Origin of the sequence: Levilactobacillus tongjiangensis (assembly GCF_003946345.1) — a bacterium.
GTDB lineage: Bacteria > Bacillota > Bacilli > Lactobacillales > Lactobacillaceae > Levilactobacillus > Levilactobacillus tongjiangensis.
Genome location: NZ_RHNY01000036.1, coordinates 1 through 4,418, shown reverse-complemented (window position 1 = coordinate 4,418; position 4,418 = coordinate 1). Strand labels below are relative to the sequence as shown.

At 37.5% G+C, this 4,418-nt stretch carries 6 protein-coding genes and 1 pseudogene; all 7 read right to left on the bottom strand.

What is annotated here, in order from left to right; translation table 11 throughout:
- Positions 1-84: pseudogene (locus EKM75_RS12565) on the bottom strand (zeta toxin family protein); the annotation flags it as partial.
- 19 nt (positions 85-103) lie between these two features.
- A complete protein-coding gene (locus EKM75_RS12560; RefSeq protein ID WP_010620892.1) occupies positions 104-289 on the bottom strand; it encodes a hypothetical protein in 186 nt (61 codons plus the stop codon).
- A gap of 46 nt (positions 290-335) precedes the next feature.
- Positions 336-617: a type II toxin-antitoxin system RelB/DinJ family antitoxin gene (locus EKM75_RS12555; RefSeq protein ID WP_003660204.1), complete on the bottom strand. Its 282-nt coding sequence runs from the start codon at positions 615-617 to the stop codon at positions 336-338.
- Between the two features lie 227 nt (positions 618-844).
- Complete coding sequence (locus EKM75_RS12550) at positions 845-1,930, bottom strand: replication initiator protein A (protein WP_125694941.1); 1,086 nt, start codon at positions 1,928-1,930, stop codon at positions 845-847.
- A 534-nt stretch (positions 1,931-2,464) separates the two neighbouring features.
- On the bottom strand, positions 2,465-2,740 hold the full coding sequence (locus EKM75_RS12545; RefSeq protein ID WP_008212490.1) for a hypothetical protein: 276 nt from the start codon (positions 2,738-2,740) through the stop codon (positions 2,465-2,467).
- A gap of 2 nt (positions 2,741-2,742) precedes the next feature.
- Complete coding sequence (locus EKM75_RS12540) at positions 2,743-3,792, bottom strand: ParM/StbA family protein (protein WP_125694939.1); 1,050 nt, start codon at positions 3,790-3,792, stop codon at positions 2,743-2,745.
- 131 nt (positions 3,793-3,923) lie between these two features.
- Positions 3,924-4,418 (bottom strand): recombinase family protein (locus EKM75_RS12535; protein ID WP_164508804.1); only part of this gene is annotated, 495 nt, incomplete at its 5' end.

Here is a 4,418-nt window from a genome sequence, read left to right as displayed (position 1 = left end):
GTTTTGATCTGCAAAATTTTGTAACTGCTTTTGCACCTTTTCTGGATAAGTAATATTTTGGTTTATCCAAGGAAAATTCCTCAATATATATTGGGGTTTATTATCAACGGACAAAGTCCTTTCGCTTAATAACCTCATCTTGCCTTTTATCTAAAAAGTAGGTATATAAAGCGTCATATACTTTGCGCTTTTCTGGGTCTGGCTCATGTAATGACTTATCAAGTAAATCTTTTAAATCAGTTTCTTTGGCAATTTCAAAAAAGTCATTAATTGTGATTGTATCTTTCATGTTCATCACACTTCCAAGTTATTAATTTATTTAATCTGATAAGTCATTAGTCCTCATCTGGATCATTGAGCCAATCAGCGACCTCTTTAGCGTCTTTGAACTCGGTGACTGGTGTCTCTTTGGTAGCCTTTAAAAAGCGTAAATTAGCTCGTTCTTCTTCGCTTAAAGACACATTAAAAGGTAAGGCACCATTAGCAACAATCCGCTTATAAAACATATTGATCGCGGTAGTTGGGTTTAGACCTAACTGGCTTAAAACGGCTTCGGTATTATCTGCCAATTCTTTGTCAATCTGGACTTGTACGCGTTTCTTTTCCTTAACTGCCATGATTTTCTCGCCCCCCTTTATTACTACTCACATTATACTAATCTTTGAGTACCATCTCAATTATATAAGTCTTTTAAAAGCTGTGAATTTGAGTTTGCTGCCCCTTTAGCAACAGCAATCAATATAAGGCTTCTAAAACGTCCATAGGAACATTTTAAGACCAGCTTAGTATAATTATGCTCTATCTGTTTAAAACAGCTTAAATGGCCTTATATAGCTTTTTAGTTTTAAGCACGCTCATCGTTAGGGTGTTTGGCCGCATATTCTCTAGCCGCTTGTTTATTCCACCAAACGCCAAATAGGTTTTGCATGGTGCCATACAAGTAGTTCTCAACGTTCTTGATGTGCTTCTCATTGCTTCTTAGGGCGTTAAAGTAGCGTCTTAGTGCTTTAGTCATCAAAGGTTTAAGTTCTTCATCATCAAGTGGGATTAGAACGCCAATATCTTTGTGATCCTTCTCAACTCGATACTTAGCATTTAAGATAATGCCAATGAAGCGCCGCATTTGTTGTGGGGTACGGCACCAAAAGCTAAGTAGTTGAACAGCTTCGGGTTCTAAGAAAACTGGTAAGCCACTATCTTCATCAGTTAGGAAGTCATTAGCATGGTTCACCAAATCCTTGTTTTGCTTTTCTAGTTCTGCTGGTGAGAATTGGGCTGTGGAAAAGTCCAACTTTTGAGTATCTATATTGTATCTATTAGTATCTATGTTTTTAAAGTCTTTATATAGATCGTGTCTATTTTTTAGACTTTCGCTCGTAGCAAGGGTTTGCGGGGTGTCGTCAACGGTCTCCCGCGAAGGTCTATTTTTTAGACTTTCGCTCGTAGCAAGGGTTTCAACGGTCTCCCGCGAAGGTCTATTTTTTAGACTTTCGCTCGTAGCAAGGGTTTGCGGCTCTTTTTGGGCATATTCACCGCGTAAATAAACGTCCGTTGATTGCATATCTAGTTCGGCTAGGTAAAGTCGATTGGGTTCATTTTTCCTTGTTTTGGGATTAAAATGCATGGCTTTTTGATAAAGCAAGCCAGCTTTTTCTAGTTCTTTCTTAACGGTGGCTAATTTCCCCTTTGAACAATTGAACAGATCCATTAATTCTTGATTGGTAAAAATAAAGTAGACGTGACCTTCCTCATCAACCCAGTGATTGCGTAAGGAATACTCGAGCCGATCTTTCAGTACCATGTAGGCCAATTTGGCTTCACTACTTAAATACCGATATTGTTCGCCGTACATCAATACTTTGGGAAACTGAAAGAACAAGGCCCCATAAACGTTGTCAGCTTGATAAAACTTGAAATTTGTTTGATCCATTATAAAAACTCCCTTTCTTGACTGACACATGCTGTCTCAAAAGAGAGTTGCTAAAACATTTGATTTGCTTTAAAATACAAATCTGATATGCTCTAACTGAATTACAAAGCTTTCATTGGTCTGGTGGCTTTGTAATTCATCAGCATGTGTCTATTCTTGGTTGCCCATTCGGCAACTTTTTTAATTTCTAACAACAAAAAATGGACTAGGTAGCTTCTGTTGGCTACTTAGTCCATTGGATTTAATTTGTTTTTTAACTATCCTTAACTTGTCCTTTGGGACTGGTTTGCGGTATAATTAACCTACAAATTAAGAACAATGTTCAGTCGATTTTAACTTGCAGGTCTAAATCGACTGAATCTAAGTAGCTGTTGTGTAGCTACTTGCTAAACCAAAAATCCCTGATTCCTCGTGAATCGGGGATTTTTCTGTTTAGCTTGATCTCTTTATTCGGTTGTTAAATTAATCTTAGTCTAGCATAGCGCTTACCTAGCGGCAACTTTATTTGTTTTTGTATATTTTGCCAGCTTTTTTCTAAATATCATTGTCTGAAAAGGCATTAAATCCTCCTTGCAACCGCTCTTTGGAACTAGAAGGCTTTTCTACGCCATTTTTAGGGGCTTCTGGAGCTTTTAATTCATCTTTAACATAAGGATCACCTTGAGCCTTTAACCGTTCAATTTCGTGAATTAAAGCGGTTTTAACAAGTGTGGTTTTAGGAATTAATGATTTATCAAAGTAATCAAGGATTTCTTTGTCGACAATTTTCTCGGGATTTAGTCGGACGTTCAAGGTTTTAACTTTTCCCATGATTACTTGCTCCCTTCGTTTTGAGCTTGTTGACTTAATCCGTACTTATAAAAGCCGTTAACATTAGCAACTTCTGTATTTTTAACAATAACTGCGTTAGTGAAAGTAGTATTCAAGATTTTTTGGTTAAGCAAATTGGCTCCACCACCGGTAAAGAACAAAGTATCAATACTATTAAGGTTCTTTAACGTTGAAGTTACATTAGCAACTAAGCGCCGGGTAAACCGCTCAATTTCCTTGCAAACCAAATCAGTAATATCATCTTGACGATTTTTAGAAAATCGGTAGCTCCAATGATGTTGCTGGTTTCCCTTTCGTAAATCTTTTTCTAATTGATAAAGACTAATATCACCATTAATCCCGTTGGCAATGGCTTCGTATAGATCATTTACGCCGGTATTAAATTGATGGCGGTTTTTGCCACTAAGTTCAAAGTTTAAAATCGTATCAATTAAAATTGTGCCACCACCTACATCAACAATGCCAACTTTTTCGTCTAGTAAATCTTTGTTCTTGATAAAGCCCTCACCGTCTAATAGCTCGTTATATAAGGTGCCGATTGGTTGAGGCAAAATATAGACTTTACGAACTCTTACCGTCACGATTTTATCGTCAATAGTAACTTGGTGTTGGCCCTCTAAGACTTTTAATAAAGCTTTTAATTGTCCTTGGTCAGCATAATCTCCAGTTGGAAGCCCAGCAGTGACGACTACTTCTAAAACTTGATCTTTAGCCGCTTTGAAATCACTTGCTAGTAATCCCAGCGCAAAATTGGCTAGTAATTTAAATGCTTCACTATCGTATCGAGCACCATACATGATTGTATCCGCTAAATATTCGTCAAGGTGAAGTCGGTCAATATCTCGACCCCATACGTACTTATCGTCGCTAAAAGGGACTGAATAAGTGTGTAGGTCATTATTCATTGTAGAATTGCCAACTGACATCGGCATGTCTGCTTGGTTTAAATATCTTGAAGGCAGTACATATTCAGCTTTACTGCTTTTTAATTTGGTCTGTTTGTTTCCTAAATCTAAGCTAAAAATATCCATAAGGCACTCTCCTTTATTTGCATTACATTGTGTATATATAGAATACCACATTACATGCTATTTGTAAATAAATAGAATCACAAAAAATGCAACTAAATTAAGTTGCATTACAAAAAGTACCGCTTTGTTAGTCATTTTCGTTTAATCTTGTATTTCTTTCGATACCTGATAAAGGTCGTTCGTTTAATGCCGGTATTACGGGCAACATCTACATCACTCATGCCTGCCTGATACAGTTTAAAAGCATGTAGTAAACGGGGATCATCTTGGGTGTATTGGGGTTTGCGGCCATGATATTTACCTTGCTGTTTGGCAAGCGCAATGCCTTGTTGCTGACGCTCGATGATTCGCTTACGTTCGCTTTCAGCCTGATACTTATATAGTTCAATGATGAGGTTAGTCATTAGTTGACGCAAGTTAGGATCAGCAATCCCTGTCATGGACGGCAAATTTAACACATCTAGGGTGGCGCCTTTATTTTGAATGGTGTTCATAATCTGAGTTAAGTCCTGATTGTTTCTGCCTAAACGATCTAGTTCAGTGACCATGACAATATCACCCTCACGAATATAGGCCAGCATTTTTTGCAGTTCTGGCCGATTAGTGTTAGCCCCACTTAATTTATC